At 35.7% G+C, this 18,744-nt stretch carries 9 protein-coding genes; 3 read left to right on the top strand and 6 right to left on the bottom strand.

What is annotated here, in order from left to right:
- Window positions 1-26 precede the first annotated feature (26 nt).
- The gene (locus ACJAZK_RS05175; protein WP_415222944.1) at window positions 27-1,442 is read left to right on the top strand and encodes a DUF5689 domain-containing protein; all 1,416 of its coding nucleotides are present in this window, start codon (window positions 27-29) and stop codon (window positions 1,440-1,442) included.
- Window positions 1,443-1,508: 66 nt separating this feature from the next.
- The gene (locus ACJAZK_RS05170; RefSeq protein WP_415222943.1) at window positions 1,509-1,889 is read left to right on the top strand and encodes a hypothetical protein; all 381 of its coding nucleotides are present in this window, start codon (window positions 1,509-1,511) and stop codon (window positions 1,887-1,889) included.
- A gap of 83 nt (window positions 1,890-1,972) precedes the next feature.
- On the opposite strand, the gene ACJAZK_RS05165 is transcribed toward ACJAZK_RS05170, so the two are convergent.
- The 5 genes from ACJAZK_RS05165 to ACJAZK_RS05145 all read right to left on the bottom strand — a co-directional run bounded on the left by ACJAZK_RS05165 (window position 1,973) and on the right by ACJAZK_RS05145 (window position 16,403).
- Entirely contained in the window at window positions 1,973-7,585 is a 5,613-nt protein-coding gene (locus ACJAZK_RS05165; protein WP_415222942.1) for a choice-of-anchor L domain-containing protein, read from the bottom strand.
- 138 nt (window positions 7,586-7,723) lie between these two features.
- Window positions 7,724-9,637: an OmpA family protein gene (locus ACJAZK_RS05160; protein ID WP_415222941.1), complete on the bottom strand. Its 1,914-nt coding sequence runs from the start codon at window positions 9,635-9,637 to the stop codon at window positions 7,724-7,726.
- An 18-nt stretch (window positions 9,638-9,655) separates the two neighbouring features.
- The gene (locus ACJAZK_RS05155) at window positions 9,656-10,558 is read right to left on the bottom strand and encodes a type IX secretion system membrane protein PorP/SprF (protein WP_415222940.1); all 903 of its coding nucleotides are present in this window, start codon (window positions 10,556-10,558) and stop codon (window positions 9,656-9,658) included.
- A 68-nt stretch (window positions 10,559-10,626) separates the two neighbouring features.
- Window positions 10,627-15,222: a gliding motility-associated C-terminal domain-containing protein gene (locus ACJAZK_RS05150; protein ID WP_415222939.1), complete on the bottom strand. Its 4,596-nt coding sequence runs from the start codon at window positions 15,220-15,222 to the stop codon at window positions 10,627-10,629.
- A gap of 215 nt (window positions 15,223-15,437) precedes the next feature.
- Window positions 15,438-16,403: an endonuclease/exonuclease/phosphatase family protein gene (locus ACJAZK_RS05145; protein ID WP_415222938.1), complete on the bottom strand. Its 966-nt coding sequence runs from the start codon at window positions 16,401-16,403 to the stop codon at window positions 15,438-15,440.
- A gap of 71 nt (window positions 16,404-16,474) precedes the next feature.
- On the opposite strand from ACJAZK_RS05145, the gene hflX reads away from it, so the two are divergent.
- A complete protein-coding gene (gene hflX / locus ACJAZK_RS05140; protein ID WP_415222937.1) occupies window positions 16,475-17,689 on the top strand; it encodes a GTPase HflX in 1,215 nt (404 codons plus the stop codon).
- 62 nt (window positions 17,690-17,751) lie between these two features.
- On the opposite strand, the gene ACJAZK_RS05135 is transcribed toward hflX, so the two are convergent.
- Entirely contained in the window at window positions 17,752-18,690 is a 939-nt protein-coding gene (locus ACJAZK_RS05135; RefSeq protein ID WP_415222936.1) for a DUF3078 domain-containing protein, read from the bottom strand.
- Between the last annotated feature and the right edge of the window lie 54 nt (window positions 18,691-18,744).

Genomic DNA, 18,744 nt, shown 5'->3' with positions numbered 1-18,744 from the left:
AAAAGAAAAGAAATAAGATGAAAACAATGAATTTAAACAAAATTTTACTACTTCTTATAAGTTTAGTAGTATTCAGTGCCTGCGTGCAAGACGATGACTTTGAAACACCAAATGTAACCATCGTAGAACCAACACTAGATGGTCCTATAGTATCTATGAGTTCAGTAGCTGGACAAGTAGCACAATCTGGAGGATTACACCTCTTTGATTTTGATGGTGCAAGTAATTACATGGAAGGCTATGTAATCTCCACAGATGAAGGTGGAAATTGGTTTGAAGAACTAATTATTCAAGATAAATTAGAAAACCCAACTGTAGGTATCAAAATTCTACTTGATGTAAATCCATTATTTACAAGATACGATATAGGTAGAAAAATATATGTAAGACTTCAAGGTTTGAGTGTTGGCGATATTGATGGTGTACTGACAATGGGTATCATTTCAAACATAGGTAATGCGGAAAAAATTCCTGCTTTTTTAGAAGAAGAAACTATTAAAAGATCTTCAGAATCTGGAACAGTAGTGCCACTAAATCTTACATTCAACGAATTTTCAAATGACAAAACCAACTTATTTGTTAAGTTAGAGGATGTACAATTTAATAGAGATGAGGTTTTAGGAGCTGAACCTAAAACATTCGCTTCAGAAATGTCTGATAGTTTTGATGGTGAACGTTTGTTAGAAAGTTGCACCACAGAAGGTAGTGTTATTTTTAGCACGAGTACTTTTGCCGATTTTAAATCTTTAAATTTACCTACAACACGTGTATCTATGAATGTGATTTTATCAAAAAACTTCTTTGGTGATGCATTTAATGTCGTAGTTAACTCTCCAGAAGACATCACGTTTTCAAGTTCTGAAAGGTGTGATCCAATTGAATTAGAATGTGGAATAGCAACAACAACTGGAACCAATAATTTATTTGAGGATGATTTTGAAGGACAATCTACAAACTCATTAATTTCTGGGAACGGTTGGACAAATTTCATCGAAGCTGGATCTGAAGGTTGGGAAGCATTTACCGCTGGAGGAACAAATGCTTCGCAAGGAGTCTCTGCTAGGGTTGGATCGTTTAATTCTGGTGATGCTAGTACTATTGCTTGGTTAATTACACCCCAAATTGATTTAGATACAAATGCAGGAGTAACATTAAACTTTGAAACCTCTAGTAGTTTCTCAGATGGCAGTGAAATGGAGATCGTATTCTCAAATGATTGGGATGGCACTGAAGCTGGAGTAACATCTGCAACTTGGGGACTTGTTTCAGATGCTTATGTAACTCAAGACAGTGATTTCTTTGGAGATTGGTTCGAGTCTGGTAATGTAGACTTATCTTGTGGCTCTGGTCAAATATATATCGCTTTCAAATATATTGGTAGTGGTCAATCTGATTTTGACGGAACTTATGAATTAGACTTTGTGAGTATAGACGCTCAATAAAATAAAAAAAATAATTAGAAAGCCACATCTTCTAGATGTGGCTTTTCTTTTACAATACAATCAACTATGAATATTTTCGACACACTCTTCTTTAATGTTTTTCAACATTACAAACCTACACATAAGAAAAAGGCAAATACAATAGCATTATATTACATTACCTCTTTACAATGTTCGTTACTGTTATTATCTGGTCTATTTGTATCCGCATTTTTAAATGAAATGAATTCTGGAACCATGTCTTCTGGGAATGCTTGGGCCTTATTTATTATGGCTAGTATATTCTTGATGTTCAAAAACTGGATTCAGTACAGCGGAAAAAAAAGAAAGGTTTTAAATGCAAAATTAAACAGTAAACAAAAACCCGAATCTTATAATATCTGGTTACTATGGGCTCTATTATTTGCTAGTATTTTACTATCCATTATTATATTAATTGCTTTATAAAAAAGCCCAACATAGTAAACATAAAAAAACCTCTAACGAATTCACGTTAGAGGTTTTTAGTAATCTGAAATTTTGGTTGATTATTAGTTTTCTCTTTGAATATAAACCCAGCCCGTTTCACTTTCTTTATCCTCAAATTCTACGGAGTAGAAATAGGTACCGACGGGTAATTCATCTCCTTTATCTGATTGTCCAAACCATTCATCAACATAATTGTTTTTTTGATAAACAGATGAACCATATCTATTGAAGATTTCTAATCTAGTCACTCTAAAGTTACTTAAATCGAAACTGTCATTTAATCCATCTCCATTTGGAGAAATTCCTTGTGGTATGAAACAGCTTTCCAATTCAATAACTTCTTGTGATTGAGATGACGTACAACCCGTATCATTAAAAGAAATTTCAATAGTATAAATACCACCATCTAATACAGGAAGTGTTAAACCATTTTCGCCTCCAATTAGTTCTGGTGTTGCACTAGCGTCGAAAGCATAATACCAACTAATTGATACTTGAGTAGTATCATAATTTACTGGAATAGCCTCAATGATTATAGGCACTGTAGCACCAGGACAAACTTCGTAGTCAAAGTCCTCTATAAATGTCGTTTCTGGTTTAGTACCCAGTACTAAATTAAAACTATTCGTTACAAAACAATCTATATAATCTATAGATTCTACTCTAACATATATCGTTTCTCCTGAGCTGTCATATAGCGACGTCAATGGACTTATTCCTAAATCTGCATCAGCTTGTGTCGCATAATACGTCACTATAAATTGTGAAGCATCTAAACCATCAAGAACTAATACATCATGAGCCTCTAAATCAAATTCTGCCATTCCATCATTATCATTATCACATCCAATAATCTCAACACTTGCTGCTGCAAATGATGGTTGGGAGGTTAATAGACTAAATGTTGTAGTATTGAAACAACCTGTCATATTATTCTCTACTCTTGCATAAATTATCTGAGGATCCGTTAAATTAGAGTAAGTTAATGCTAACGGATTGGCATCGTTGTTAGCGTCGTCTTCTGTTTCATGATATGTTAATGTAAAATCAACTGGGCTTTGTCCAGCTAAAACTTCATCATTATTAACGTTTAAGTCAAAAACAGCAAATCCAGTTGTTGAACACTCTACAATATCAGCAGGCATATTTGCAATTGGTAATGGTAAAAATTCTATTGTAATTACATCAGATATGATACAAGATGGTGAAAATATTATTTGAGTCGTATACACTCCGTCTTCTGTAACAACTAAAGAATTGGTTGTTTCTCCTGGGATAACAAATCCATCTTTAAACCAAACGTGAGCAACAGATGGTGCTTGTGTTTGAATTATTACTTGTTCTCCAATACAAGCAGCAGTTCCAGCTGCCACAGTAATATCTGCACCTAATTCTACTTCACCAATATCAAAACTTCCTGCTTTCAAAAATACACCAGAATCTAGTGCTGCATCTGTTGCGTCTGCAATCACTAATTTAATACGATATGTTTCACCAATATTTACTGGAGCGAATGCCGTAAACACTGTCGTTCTACCATCAAAAGAAATTGGAGGTAAATTTGCTGGTATATAGCCACCAAAGAACTCTTCGTTTATAGCTGGACAACCAGGGTTTTCTGGGTGAATATTAGTCACTAATATTGGCGTAGTAGTACCTGGTAATACAGCTAAATTAGTTGTTACATTGTTTTCATCTGTTAATAAGAAAGCAAAAGCATCTGAGAATGTACATTCAAAAGTACCTCCTGTTGCACCGTTATATTCTTCCGAAGCCATTAAGAAATCAAAACTGATTTCATCAGATAAAGGCACAAAATCAAATTCGATAATAGACGCATTATTTGAATTAATACCAACCGCTGCATCTAGTTCAAGATCACCAACCCAAGCAAAACCACCATCACTCATGGCATTAAAGTTAGGTCCTCCAGCTAAAGCTGCATTACCTGATGTTAGCAGAATACCCTCTTCAAACGGGAAACTTCCTTCGTCTGCAGAAAAGTATCCAATACCATTAACATCTCCAAAATCTGACCCCGTAGATGATGTAATATTAGAAATTTGAGCGCAAGGGCTGTCTATTAAAATATCTACAACTAATTGTTCTATAGTATACGTTGTTTGATCGATCGATACATTTCCAGAACCTGGTCTTATGCATAAGTCAAAAGTATAATCTACACCTTCACTACCCGCAGAAAACACTCTTACAAAGTAGGTGTTACCGACTGTTAATGATGTCGTAAGACTTGCATCAGCATCAGAACAATACAATTCTATAGGCGTATCACATGCTCCTTCATAAAGGGCATGATCTAAATTCTGAAAGAATCCTCCACCGTCAATATTTGTTAACTGAATTATTTGAAACTCTTCTAAAGCAGTAAATTCAAACCAAACATCATCATCTGGATCACCTCCACACGTTCCATCTGCAATTCCAGAATCTGTAGCTTCCAATAACGTTCCTGATGTAAAAACATCACAACTATCATCCGCATTAACTACAGCGACAGTCGCATTACATGGATTATCATTAGCTGGAGGACAGGCTTCTAATCGAATAGCAGAACTGTTAATGACGCAGTTAACATCTTGATCATTGCTTAAAGTAATTACAACATCACTAGCAAACGGAAATGGTCCAACTTGGTACACCCCTATTGCTGTGGCAGATACCGTATTGGCATCAATATTATTAGAAACAGTAAGCGATGTAGCATCTCCTAATGATGTGACATTTACATCTACTAAAAACTGATCTCCATTGGCACAGTCATCAATAATTTGATAAGTAGCAGCAGGGTTAATACAAGTTGCACAAGCAACAGTAAAGTCTATACCGTCAGTAAATGAACCAGAGTCACAACTTACAGAACCATCTGAGAGCACTTGAATTGTAATTGTATCGGTAATAGATTGGAAGGTTAAACCAGAAATATCTCCGTTATCTCCTTCATCATTATATAATACCGTTCCATCACCATCTGTTATCAATAAGAAATCAAAGGGAGCGCCTTCTATTTCTCCTTGATTAATAGTCAAATTAAGTAATGACCCGTCAGAACTTGTGTATGTTAAAATTATAGAATCGTTATTTTCATAACATAAGAATCCGGTTACTGGACCTGAACCACAATCTACCGTGAAATCAGATTCAATTGTCGTCGTAAATTCACCAGGACCGACCCATGTACTGAAACCATTAGCATCACAGTTTGCCCTTACCCAAACCTCATAATCTGTACTAAACTCTAAACCGGTCACTGCAACTGATGTTGTAGTTGTCACCGTACCAGATCCTGTTGGAGGACCTGTTCCCGCTGGAATCACTATATATTCCCAACTTGTTTCACCAGCTCCTGCGTTCCATGTAATGTCTACAGTTGTTCCAGAAACATTTGATACTAATAACCCTGTTGGTTCTAAACAATCTGGTATAGCACGTACTCTAAAATTATCAACAAAAACATCATTATCTGCTGTATCATCAACAGTCCCTTCAGAACCTAGAATACCAAATTGTACTATCTGTCCAGCATATGCTGTCAGGTCAAACACTACTTGTGTTCCTGAAGCGGGTACAGCACTAGTATTATCAAAAGTTACTAAATTTACCCATGTAGCCCCATTATCAGTACTTATTAATAACTGTACTGTATCATCAGACCCTAAAGTTCCTGCAGTAGTGCTGCTACCAAATTGCATAATCCCAAAGTCAAAATCAACCTGAAATGGACCACCTGTTAAATCAAATTGTGGAGATAAAATCCAATCACTTTTTGCTGCTTGCCATAAGTTAATTTTATAAGCACCATTAAAACCGTTATTTAAAAATCCGTCTGGATTCCAATCACCTGCTCCTAAACCAGCAGGACCAGTTGTTGCGTCACCATTTCCTGCCTCATCCCAACAATCTGGAATAATAGTAGTAAAGTCTTCTAAATAATCTGGAATAAATATGTCACAACCCGTCTGAAAATTAACTGGACCGACCCAACTACTTAATCCACTTCCGACACAATCTGACCGTACCCAAACTTCATAATTTGTTACAGGAGTCAAAGTCGTTGCTGTATAAGGGTTGTCTTGTGTTGCAGTTCCTGGACCTGTAGGTAAACCCGTTCCAACTGGCTGTACAGCAATTTCCCAATCCATCTCTGCTCCACCTGCTGTCCAACTTATATCTGCCGCAAAAGCAGTAATGTTATCGACCGCTAATCCAGTTGGCTCTGGACAGGTTGGAATAGCTCGTACTCTAAAGTTATCGACAAAAACATCATTATCTTCTGGGTCATCAACCGTACCCTCAGATCCTAGTATCCCAAATTGTACTATTTGTCCAGCATAAGCCGTTAAATCAGACACAACTTGTGTCCCTGTTGCTGGCACTGTGCTCGTATTGTCAAATGTTACTAAACTAACCCAAGTAGCACCATTATCTGTACTTATTAATAGTTGAACTGTATCATCAGATCCTAGAGTTCCTGCATTGGAATTACTACCAAATTGCATGATACCGAAATCAAAATCTACTTGAAATGGGCCACCTGTTAAATCAAATTGTGGTGATAAAATCCAATCACTTTTTGTTGCTAGCCATAAATTAATTTTATAAGCTCCATTAAAACCATTATTCAAAAATCCATCAGGATTCCAATCACCTGCACCTAAACCAGTAGGACCGGTTGTTGCATCACCATCTCCTGCTTCATCCCAACAATCTGGTATTATAGTTTCAAAATTCTCAACATATTCTGGTGTAAACACAGAACATCCTGATTGAAAATTAACAGGACCTGACCAAGAACTAAATCCATCAGCATCACAATCAGATCTCAAATAAACTTCATATTCTGTAACTGGTGTTAGACCATTAGCAGTATATGGATTATTATTTGTTGCTGTACCTGTACCCGTTGGTAGTCCCGTTCCTATGGGTTGTACTAAAATTTCCCAATCCATTTCAGACCCTCCAGCTATCCATGAAATATCTGCAGTAGTTGCAGTTATATTATCGACAGAAATCCCAAAAGGTTCTGGGCAATTGACGTCAAAAATTGATATTGTATCAAAAGCAAAACCTTCATCTTGAACAGAACCGTCAGAACCAAAAGCAACTCTAAGAAGGACATTTGATTCTCCTCCAAGTCCTGTAAGTGCGTGACGTGCAACAATCCATCCTGCGGAACCTGTAGTCCCACGACCAGACCAACCTTCTTGTTGACCTCCTGGGTTACCATTAATAGAGTTGTCATTATACCAATTATTAGGATCACCAAAAGCTCCAACATTTTGCCAACTGCCACCATCATCAATGGACGATTGTAAAACCATTCCATCCCAACTAAATTCTGAATTCCACCATATACTCATTTGTATAGATGGCGCACTTAAAGCGGACAAATCAAAAACAGGACTTGTCACAAGGCCACCGTCATTAGCGTTGTAGTTACCCGTTAAATTAGTCACCCATGCATTAGTACCTGAATCAGCGCTATTAATTAATGTAGCAGCTGGTGCTCCAAGAGCCCAACTTCCTCCATCAGTGTTATCTACTATCCAACCTCCATCTCCAGATTCAAAATCTTCAGAGTACGGGTATGATGTAATTTGAGCATTTACCAACAAACAGGTAAAAATAAATGCCATTATTAAAATAATTTTTTTCATTTGAGCGGTTGTTATATTAAATTCTTCTCGTATTTATTTAAGTTTTTGTTGAAAAACCTTTGGATATAATCAATAAAAGCCCTGATTGATTAATTTCAGGGCTTTATATTGTTTATTCAATCATTTAAGTTTTTTAAATTATTGTGCTTGAGGTCCTCCACTAACAATAATAAATTCTGATCTTCTATTAAGTTGATGTTCTTCATCTGTACAATTAGAACCGCACTGGACCTTTAATTCATTTTCACCCTTACCCATTCCAGAAATTCTTGACTTATCAATGCCTTTAGAGATCACGTATTGCACCGTTGTTTTTGCTCTTCTATCTGATAATTTTTCATTATAAGGAGCGTTACCTCTGCTGTCCGTATGCGATGTAGCGTTTATTACTAAATCTGGATATGTAGTCATTATTTGAACTAGTTTGTCTAACTCAAAAGCTGCCTGAGCCGTTACGTTTGATTTATCAAAATCAAAATAAATAGGATCTAAATTAATTGATTCTGGCCCTACTATCTCTTCAATTGGATTTAAAGCAATTCTCACTTCAACTTCTTCTTCTTCAGACGCTGAAACTGTAATTCTTTGACTTTCAAAACCATCCATAGTAACTTCTAATTCTGAAGATTTACCACATTCAACAATAAATTCAACAGTACCATCAGAATTAGTGACTTTTGACAATACTTTATTTCCTTGATCATCATAGATCACAACTGACGCTGCATTAATTGGATCACCCGATTTACTATCTGTAACTGTCCCTGAAATTAAAACATCACATAAAGGCTGTAACTTTTTAATAGCATAAACATCATCGCTACCTAATCCACCATCTCTGTTTGAAGATACGTAACCCTCTTCTGATTCTTCGTCTAAATAAAAAGCGAAGTCATCTGCATTACTGTTAATTGGAATTCCAACATTTCTAATTGGAGCCATTTTACCATCTATTTCTTTTGTGTAAAATACATCTAGATTACCTAGACCTAAGTGTCCGTTTGAAGAAAAGTATAACGTACTATTACTGCTTATATAAGGAAACATTTCTTGGCCTTGTGTATTTACCTTTTGACCTAGATTAACGGGCTCACCTAAAGAGCCATCGGTGTTAATACTCGCTTTATAAATATCGAACAAACCATAGCCTCCCGGCATATCTGACGCGAAGTATAAAGTTTTACCATCTGTACTTACTGCAGGATTTTTTACTGAATAATTTTCACTGTTTAACGCAAAACCTTCTACGTTACTCCATTTGCCATCGCTTTTCTTCGCTTTAAATAAATGTAATAAACTGTATCTATATTTTGATATAGAATCTTTTTCATACTCCTTTTCAAAAAAGCTTTCTCTTGAAAAATACATCGTCTCACCGTCTGGAGAAAAGGATACTAGACCTTCATGATACTTCGTATTTACCTTATCTTCGACTAATGCTGCTGCTTGGTAGCTACCGTCATCACTTTTAGCTAATTCATATATATCTAAAAATGGTTCTTCAGTCCAACCATATGTTTTTCGAGACGTATTTCTAGCAGAAGTAATATATAATTTTCCATCTTTAAGGGTTCCTCCAAAATCTGAATACTTGGTATTAAATCCTAAATTCTGAATATTAAATTTCTTTCCTTTTTCTAATATTTTTGGTAAATAATCTGGATTGTTATTGTAAGCGATCGCTCTATCGTCACTAGGTCTCATTTTTGCAAATTTGGCCATTTGAACATTAGACGCCTCATATTTCCCGTTAGCCTTAAGCATTTGAGAATATTTAAACATCATTTCTGGACTATCAGAACCTTCAAGAGCTTTTGCATACCAGCGTTCTGCCTCTTGAGTATTGAAGACATTATAATAAGCTTCAGCTAACTGGCTGTAGACATAAGAATCTCCCTTACCGTCTTCAATTAATTTAGCATAATCCTCGGCTGCATCAACAAATTCAAATCTTTTGAAATGTTTATCTGCTTTTTTTGTACTCGCATTTTGAGCAATTAAGCTAAAACTACTTAACGCTGCAATTGTAATAAGTGTTAATATTTTATTCATAATAATTAGCTTAAATGTTTAGAAAAATCTAGGTGAACGTGAAACTTTTTTCGGGAAATTTAAATCAAATAATAGCATAAATTCATGAGATGCAGGTGCGTATCTACTAATGTCTGAAGTCACACTGTCGTAGGCATATCCCACTCTCAATGAGGGTGTTATAGCGAAATTAACTAAACCAGAAAAAGAATCATCTAATCTATATGATCCACCTACTTCAAATTTATTCCAAAATAATACATTAAGGTTAACATCAAAAGACGTTGGTGCATCAAAAGCAGATTTTACCAAAAATGATGGCTTAAGTTTTGTGTTTGCCGATAAGTCAAATACATATCCACCTGTAAAAAAGTAATGCGCCACTTCTGATCCAATTTTATTTCCATTGGCATCTAAATGAACAGAATTTAAAATATTAGGAATAGATCCCGCAAAATAATAGCTATCTGTGTAATAAAAGAATCCAGCTCCAATATTAGGTGTCGTAGTGCTTATATTTTCAAAAAATGGATCATTAGGGTCTATTAAGTCAATACCTGCGAGACCAATATCATGAAATGTAGCTCCAGCTTTAAGCCCAAAAGCCAAGTTGTGTTCTCCTCCTAGTTTTAATGTATATGAAAAATCCACATACGCATTGGTCTCCTTAACGGGTCCTACCTCGTCAGAGATAACAGATAAACCTAGTCCTACTTTCTCGCCTATTGGAGAATGCGCAAAAAATGTTGCTGTTTTTGGAGCACCATCAATACCTGCCCATTGTGTACGATAAAGCAATCCAAAAGACAAATTCTCTTTAGAACCTGCGTATGCTGGATTGATTACATTCATATTATACATGTACTGTGTATATTGAGGATCCTGCTGTCCATACACCTGTGTTGCTATGAGCAATACAATAACGATATAAAATTTTTTCATTTGTTAGTTGTTTGATTTTGGTTGTTTGGTCGAATTCGAGAATTCTTATTGTGTTTATTAATTGGTTCTTATTGTTGGCGTTGTATGTAAATCCAAGCGCTTCTTTGTTTACCATCTTCATATTCCATTGTATAGAAATAAGTTCCTACTGGTAATTCATCACCATCGTTTGTTTGACCAAACCATTCGTCAGTATAGTTTGTTTTAGAATACACTAATGTTCCATTACGATTAAACACCTCTAGTTTACTTACATCGTAGCTACTTAAATCAAACGTATCATTCATCCCATCTCCATTTGGAGAAATACCTTGTGGAATAACACAGCTTTCTAGCTCTATTATATCTTGACTTATAATATTAGTACATTGAGTAGCATCATTAAATGTCACTTCTATTTCATATAAACCAGCTTCGAGTACAGAAAGCGTTAAACTATTCTCTCCAGTAATAATACCACCATCTTGATACCAAACAATAGTCACTTCAGACTCTGAATAGTTATTTGCTGTTGCAGTTATTAGAATTGGAACCGTTGCATTTGGACACACCTCATAATCAAAATCTGTTGTAAATGAAGTACTCGGTAATGGTCTTACAATCAAATCGATAGACACCACTGTAAAACAATCAAACGCAACATTACTTTCTACACGTACCCAAATCGTTTGAGATGTACTTGTAAATAAAAGTGCAATTGGACTTGTTGCTGTGTTTGCATCTGTTTCCGAAGCATAATAAGAGACTGTAAAGTCTGCTGCACTTTGGCCGTCTAAGATATTGATACTATGTGCTGCTAAATCAAAATCAGCACTTCCATCTGTATCGTCATCACAGACTTCTAACGGAATGCTATTGGCTGTTGGTGTTGGACCAGATATTATTAAATCAAAACTAGTTGTTGCGAAACAAAACTGAGCATTTGCATCTTCAATCCTAACAAAAATTGTTTGTGGGTTTGAAATATTAGTATAAGGAGATGTTAATGCTCCTGAGTCTGCTTGAGCCTCTACTAAAGTTAAATGATAAGTCACATTAAAATCTGCGGCAGCTTGAGCTCCTAAAACTCCATCAGTTCGTATTTCTAAATCAAAGTCTTCGATCTCATCTGCAGAACTGTCATCACATGTAATAATATCATCAACAGTATTTGCTACTGGTTCTTGGCCAAAATTGACAGTTACAGAGTCTTGAGCTTGAGAATCACATTGCTCATCATATGCAATTACGGTATACGTGCTAGAACCTGTAATAAGTAATGTAGGTCCAGTTTCCCCGTCAATAATAAAGCCATCATCGTACCACTCATAAGTATCAGCAAATGGAGAATCTGCATTTAATTCAAAGTCTGCGAATCCACAAAAGTTTTGATCTGCTCCTAAATCGACTTCTATTTCTGCCGTAATATCACCGTCACTATCGCCTCCTGTATTTGTTTGACTAATTGAAATTGTTCCTGGATCGTCAGAAAAATTAGTCACCAATAATAAATAGATTTCTCCTGTTTGAGCGTTATCAATTGTTAAGTTTTCTACAGAAACAAATGAATAACTACAATCTACAATATTTCCAGAAGGATAAAAATCTGGATCACCTGTGTTGTTAGGACAATCACCTGGATTTGGACAACCTAAATCTAATCCGTCGCAGGCCCCTTCTAAATCACTAAATGGTCCCCAAAGCACGAAATCAACATCTAAGCCATTTCCAGCTTCATCTACTTGAGAGATTTCTATTTCAATCAATCCAGGTTCACCAATTTGAAGAATATTCCAAGTTGGGTTTGGAGCAGAAAAGAGACAAGCGATATCTGTTGGATCTGGAATACCAATAATATTAGATGTTGTTAAAGCTCCTCCTTCTTCTGCGCAAAAGTTTTCAGCATTTTCACAAATAATATTAGTTGGTGCTTCTTTTATACATAAATCAAATGTTGTCGTTTCAGCATTATTTCCTCCTGAAAATACTCTAACGTAGTACGTATTACCCACGACTAACTGAGGTGTTACACTTGCTGTACCATCTGTACATTCTATTTCTACTAAATTATCACAATCGCCTTCGTATAAAGCATGGTCTGTATTGAAGCCTCCACCAGCGATATTCACGATTGAAATCAATTGCACTTCATTTAATGCTGTAAATTGAAACCAAACGTCATCATCTGGATTTCCACCACAACTTCCGTTAGGCACACCAGAGTCTGTTGCCTCAATTAATGTTCCTGCTGTAACTATGTCGCATGATTGGTCATCATTAACTGCAGCGACCATTGCACCACAGGGGTTATCATTTTCTGGAGGACAAGCTAATAATTGAATTGGGCTACTGTTGATTACACAATTAACATCTTGATCATTACTCACCGAAACGACAACGTCAACCAAAAAGGGGAATGGCCCAATTTGATAAGTTCCAATTACAGTAACTGGCACTGTAGTTCCATCAATATTATTAGATATTGTTAACGATGTAGCGTCTCCAAGATCTGTAATATTAACATCAATTAAAAATTGATCTCCATTATCACAATCATCAATCACTTGGTATGTTGCTATTGGATTCACACATGTAGCGCAAGCTACTGTGAAATCTATACCATCTGTAAACGAACCAGATTCGCAACTCACAGAACCATCTGAACTTATTTGAATTGTAATAGTGTCTGTAATAGATTGAAACGTTAAGCCATCTAGCACTCCATCGTTACCTTCATCATTATACAACACCGTTCCATTTCCATCAGTAATTAATAAAAAATCAAAAGGCGCACCCTCTATTTCTCCTGTATTAATGGTAAGGTTGAGTATTGAGCCATCAGAACTTGTATATGTAAATATTTCTGAATCATTATTTCCGTAGCAGATAAAACTATTGGTAGGTCCCACTGCACAGTCTACATCAAAATTAGTTTGAATAGTTGTTGTGAAATTTGATGGTCCAGACCATATACTAAATGTTCCTCCACCACAATCTGCACGAACCCATACTTCGTATTCCGTAGAAAAATCTAAACCAGAGATACTAACTGAAGGCGTTGCAACGGTAGTCCCAAGACCCGAAGGCTCTCCTGTTCCCACTGGAACAACGACATATTCCCATGATGTTTCTCCATTATTAGCAGTCCAACTTATATCTGCGGTTGTGCCTGTGATATTAGCGACTGTTATTCCACTAGGTGGAATACAAAAGTTCCCACATGATTCCACTCTTATAAAGTCAATAGACATATCTCCTTCAAAACCTGTACCTGCTGCTCCATAACTAAATTCTAAATATATAACTTGACCTAAATACGCGTCTAAATTAATACCTACTGGCACCCAAGCTTCTGTATCTGTAATTTGTAAATCTCCAACCCATGCGAATACGTTTGTAAATGGACCTGCTGGATCATTAGAAATACCAACATTAAGCGTTCCCATATCTTCGCCAAAAGCATGGAAAAAGAAAGAAAGCTCTGCACCATCTATTGCGGCACTCAAATCAATTCCTGGACTAATCGCTGATGCGATAGCCGTAGCACTGCCAGATGCTTCATACTCCATATGCATTCCTGTTCCACCGTCAAAGGTGTTCGTAGGACCTGTACCAAATGAATTAGCACCTGCTGCGGTTATATCCCAATTTCCATCAGTACCAGAAAAGCCAGTTCCTGTCCAACCTGAAGGCGGATCTTGATCAAAGTTTTCAGTAAAAATAAACGAAGAACTTCCTGCAGCACAAGTTACTCCTACTGGAGCAGGTGGTGGTACATTTAATGTTGAGAAATTAATTGGGCCAACCCAGTTACTAAAACCGTCTGCATCGCAATCACTTCTTACGTATACTTCGTAAGCTGTACTTGGTGTTAATGTTAAGGCATTATAAGGGTTATTGTCCATTGTAGATATTCCCGCACCAGTTGGTATACCAGTACCCGCTGCTTGCACAGCTATTCCCCAAGTTGTTTGTGCTCCACCAGGAACCCAACTTATATCTGCTGAATTTTCTGTGACTGCTGCAATTGTAATTCCTGAGGGCTCTGGACAAGTCACTTCAAAAATTGAAACCGTATCAAAAGCTACACCTTCATCCTGAACTGAACCATCAGATCCAAAAGCAATTCTTAAAATTACATTAGTCTCACCGCCTAATCCGTTTAAAGCGTGTCTTGCAACTAACCAACCCGCTGAACCAGAAGCACCTCTCCCTGTCCAACCTTCTTGTTGTCCTCCCGGGTTTCCAGCTATAGAATTATCATTGTACCAATTATTTGAATCTCCATTTGCACCTACGTTTTGCCATGTTGCACCTCCATCTATTGACGATTGTAAAACCATACCATCCCAACTGAATTCAGAATTCCACCAAACACTCAGTTCAATAGAAGGAGAAACCAACGACGATAAATCAAAAACAGGACTAGTTACAATACCATTTTCATTTGCAACATAATCACCTGTCAAATTTGTAACCCATGCATTTGCACCTGAGTCTGCTGAATTAATCACTGTTGCGGCAGGTGTTCCTAAAGCCCAAGACCCCGGACTAGCTGCATCTACGACCCAACCTCCATCGCCTGACTCAAAATCCTCAAGATAAGGATAAGTCGTAATTTGTGCATCAGCACACCAAATTGAAAAAACAAAAAGAAATGGTAACGAGAGTAATATTTTTTTCATATCAAAAAATGCTGTTAATCAATCTAAATAATTGATAATTAATATCTTAAAATTAGTCACTGGAACAGAACTGACGATCATAAACAAGATAAGTCTAAAAAAGAATAGTCCCACAAGAACCGAAGATAAAAAAAATGACAGTTAACAAACTGTTAACATTGGTATAATAGATAAAAAGCAATTATCATCGGTAAAAAGAAAAGGTTGTTTTAAACCTAAGGTTTCGTCATATTTAATTGTATATAAACGGGAAAGTGATCACTATAACCTCCTTTGTACTTTTTACCTGCATAAGTTCTAAATGGCTGACCTTTAAATTTTCCTTTATTTTGTTTTAAAAATGCTTCATCAAAAATATTAGCTTCTTCAAATTTGAGAGTATTCCTTTCAGTTTCGAAAAAATTTGTAGAAAATAATATTTGATCAAAAATATTCCATTTAAAATTATGGTTAACACTACCTCTACTATAGGACAGTAATGTATCCATAGGATTATAAAGCTCTCCTTCCTTTGATAGAAATTTAAGGCTCTCGTTACTTGGGTTATCATTAAAGTCTCCCATCACTAATATTTTAGGATTTGAATGGGCTTTTTTAAGACTATTAATAATTTCAACCACTTTTAGAGCAGCTTTTACACGTTTAGGCTTAGACTCCAGTTCGCCTTCCCTTCTTGAAGGCCAGTGATTGATTAGAAGGTGCAATTTTTCAGAATATAACCTTCCAGATACTAATAGTATATCTCTTGTATAATCTTGCTCACCTTTATGGTCTTCTAGATATACCGAAAATGTTTTAGAATCTTCAACAGTGAATACGGTTTTATCATAAATCAATGCCACGTCAATACCGCGCTCATCTTTAGAATCATAGTGCACAAAACCATAGTCATAGAGCTCTAATTCTTTACCTTGTAATAAGTCTTGAATAACCCTTTTGTTTTCAATCTCCGCCAAACCAATAATTGCAGGTGGTTTTTGAGTGTCATCAAAACCAATTTTAGAGATCACCTGTCCAAGTTTATAAAGCTTTTCCTCGTAGCGCTTTTTTGTCCAGCGTTTTTCTGAACCTGGCAAGAAATCACCATCGTGTTTTGTCGCATCATTATGTATATCGAATAGGTTTTCGAGATTATAAAATGCAATGATATGTGCTGATGTTTTTAATTCTTTAGGTTTCACAAAACAAATTTAAGTTTTAAAATGCAATACACGAACGTTCAATTATGTAACTTTGTTTTTTACTGAAATTTATGATTGAAAAAAAAAATATAGCATTAGAAAAAGCAGTACTCATTGGCGTCGTTACTAAAGCACAAAACGAAGAACAGTCTAATGAATATTTAGATGAATTAGAGTTTTTAACTTACACCGCTGGTGGAGAAGTTTCAAAACGATTTACTCAAAAAATTGACATGCCAAACCCTAAAACTTTTATAGGTACTGGTAAAATGATTGAGGTACAAGAATACATTGAAAATAATAACATAGGAACTGCTATTTTTGATGATGAACTATCGGCGGCTCAAGAGCGTAATATAAGCAAAATCTTAGGCTGTAAAGTACTAGACAGGACCAACCTCATTCTAGATATATTTGCTCAACGTGCAACGACAAGTTATGCACGTACTCAAGTAGAATTAGCGCAATGTGAATATTTGTTGCCTAGACTAAAAGGAATGTGGACTCACCTTGAAAGACAAAAAGGTGGTATTGGGATGCGTGGACCAGGTGAAACAGAAATAGAAACAGATAGACGTATTGTTCGTGACAAGATAGCCTTGCTCAAAGCAAAAATAAAAATAATAGATAAGCAAATGGCTGTACAACGGGGTAATCGCGGCAAAATGGTTCGTGTTGCTTTGGTTGGTTATACCAATGTTGGTAAGTCTACATTAATGAATGTTATAAGTAAAAGTGACGTTTTTGCTGAAAACAAACTCTTTGCAACACTAGACACAACCGTTAGAAAAGTTGTTATTCAAAACCTTCCATTTTTGCTAACTGACACTGTTGGTTTTATTCGGAAATTACCAACTCAATTAATCGAGTCTTTTAAAAGCACATTAGATGAAGTAAGAGAAGCTGACTTATTACTGCATGTTGTAGATATTTCCCACCCAAATTTTGAAGAACATATCGACTCAGTAAATAAAGTTCTAGGTGAAATTGACAGTTCTAATAAGCCTACAATAATGGTATTTAATAAGATTGATGCTTACAAGGCAGAACCTTTTGATGATGATGACTTGGTTACAGAAAGAACCTCATTACATTACTCGCTTGAAGAGTGGAAAAAAACATGGATGAATCGTGTTGGAAACAATGCGCTATTCATTTCTGCATTGAACAAAAAGAATATTGATATATTCAAAAAACGCATTTATGATGAAGTAAGGGAGATACATGTCACTCGTTTTCCTTATAATAACTTTTTATATCCAGATTATTCTGAAGAAGAAGAATAACTCCTAAAAATTAAAAAGCACCTCACCGAGGTGCTTTTTAATTTTTATAAAACTAGTACATTTTAGAATTTATAAGTCAATCCTAATGTATAATACGTTTGTAAATCGTTGTCTACATTATCAAACGTTGGAATATCTGCAAGAACACCTGTAAAATTAGACTGAGCAAAATTTAATGCTTCTTGTTTGTTACTTCTTAAACCAAAGTCAAAACCAACACCAATCATTTTCCAAAGGGTATAGCTAAATGAGTTTGTCCAAGTTACGTTTGATAAATCTCCACTCTTATAACTTTGAAACATTGATAAATTAGATTTAAAACCTATAGCCCCGATTTGGCGTGTATAATCAGCCATGATTTTAGCTCCTAAAGACGACTCAAATACAGTATCATTATCAGCAAAAACGAAGTTATAGTTTAATGGGTGAATCACAACAATTAGATTTTCTATTGGCGTCCAAGTCCCACCAATACCAACATCTAAATATCCTGGTTCATTAAAGTTATTTAAGACAGTTGTTCTGTATTCCATTAATGCAGAAGCTGCTAATTTAGAGGTAATATTTCTGCCGTACAAAGAAGAAATATTAAATATATCTGTTGTAGGTTCAAAATTTTCAGAGTCGAAATCTGAATCTTTATTATCTAACTTCACCCAACTAAAATTAGTTGTTAATGAATTTCTCCAAAAGTACTTATCTTCAATTTTATTAGCAAAACCATTAAATGTAATACCAATATTACCCGAAGTATTATTTGGAGCTCCTTGAGAATACCAGTTATTAAAGTTAGATAAACTTCCTCCTATAACACCAAACCCGCCTATTCTCCATCCTGGAAGTGCGTCTATTTGGCTTTGTAAAGCATTTGCTTCTGCTTGTGCCGCATCAGCAATTCCTTGTTTTTCTGATTTTTGCGCTTCTAGCTCTTCTTTTGTTTGAGAAAAACCAAAAGCTATTGACAACAGCACTACGGTTGTTAAAAGTAATTTTTTAGTCATAATTTTAATGGTTTTTAATATATTAATTGCGCAAATATAATTCATTCCTTACTT

This window comes from Psychroserpens sp., assembly GCF_047633235.1.
Taxonomy (GTDB): domain Bacteria; phylum Bacteroidota; class Bacteroidia; order Flavobacteriales; family Flavobacteriaceae; genus Psychroserpens.
The sequence above is the reverse complement of the archived record's forward strand: the minus strand, read 5'-3'. Positions and strand labels throughout refer to the sequence as shown.

Coding starts and splice junctions, on each gene's coding strand:
- ACJAZK_RS05175 (WP_415222944.1), top strand. CDS start 27: ATGAATTTAAACAAAATTTTACTACTTCTTATAAGTTTAGTAGTATTC.
- ACJAZK_RS05170 (WP_415222943.1), top strand. CDS start 1,509: ATGAATATTTTCGACACACTCTTCTTTAATGTTTTTCAACATTACAAA.
- ACJAZK_RS05165 (WP_415222942.1), bottom strand. CDS start 7,585: ATGAAAAAAATTATTTTAATAATGGCATTTATTTTTACCTGTTTGTTG.
- ACJAZK_RS05160 (WP_415222941.1), bottom strand. CDS start 9,637: ATGAATAAAATATTAACACTTATTACAATTGCAGCGTTAAGTAGTTTT.
- ACJAZK_RS05155 (WP_415222940.1), bottom strand. CDS start 10,558: ATGAAAAAATTTTATATCGTTATTGTATTGCTCATAGCAACACAGGTG.
- ACJAZK_RS05150 (WP_415222939.1), bottom strand. CDS start 15,222: ATGAAAAAAATATTACTCTCGTTACCATTTCTTTTTGTTTTTTCAATT.
- hflX (WP_415222937.1), top strand. CDS start 16,475: ATGATTGAAAAAAAAAATATAGCATTAGAAAAAGCAGTACTCATTGGC.
- ACJAZK_RS05135 (WP_415222936.1), bottom strand. CDS start 18,690: ATGACTAAAAAATTACTTTTAACAACCGTAGTGCTGTTGTCAATAGCT.